Annotated in this window: 2 protein-coding genes; both read right to left on the minus strand. The window is 68.8% G+C overall.

All coding sequences use genetic code 11. The features are described from left to right. A partial coding sequence (locus tag ACSHWJ_RS15960; protein WP_432540106.1) for a hypothetical protein occupies positions 1-228 on the minus strand: 228 nt, incomplete at its 3' end. A gap of 15 nt (positions 229-243) precedes the next feature. Beyond that, positions 244-612 (minus strand): hypothetical protein (locus tag ACSHWJ_RS15965; RefSeq protein ID WP_432540107.1); only part of this gene is annotated, 369 nt, incomplete at its 5' end.

Here is a 612-nt window from a genome sequence, read left to right on the forward strand (position 1 = left end):
GACCGGCTGCTCGGCCACGTAGACCGCGCCGCCGCTGTAAAAGCGGCCCGGCTGGACCTCGACTTCGGTGGCCGAAACCGCGCTGACCCCGAACCCGGTGTAGTGCTTCTGTGCGCTGATCCCGTCGGCGACCACGTGATCGATGGAATCGCGCGCATAGGTCTGCAGGGCATTCGGGTCGGCCGCCTGGAACTCCTGGCGGTCGCGGAAGATGACGGTTTTTTCCATGGGTGTCCTCGTGGGTCAAACGGTGATGAACTGTCCGGACAGGATCTCGCCGCTACGCACCGCATAGCCGGCCCGCACCTGCTTGCGGGTATGGGTGTCCAGCCACACCCGGTCGCGGAAGGCTGCCGCCAACGCCATGGCCTCCCGCCCACGCTCCAGCCGGGACACGCTGGCCGGCGCCCAGTACCCCGTAGCAAATCGGCCGATCAAACGGGGCGAGCGGCGCGCCGGCATGGAGACGGCAAGCTCCGCCGTGTAGGCCGGCATCCCCAGCTTCATGGCGCCGACGTGGGTCGAACGGCCACGGCGCGGCACGGGAACGGCCGGATCGAACAGATGGAAGCGGCGGTACAGCCGGTCGCGGGCGCCGTTGTCGGCCAAGTG

The sequence above is a fragment of the Methylococcus sp. S1M genome (genome assembly GCF_051295855.1).
Lineage (GTDB): Bacteria > Pseudomonadota > Gammaproteobacteria > Methylococcales > Methylococcaceae > Methylococcus > Methylococcus capsulatus.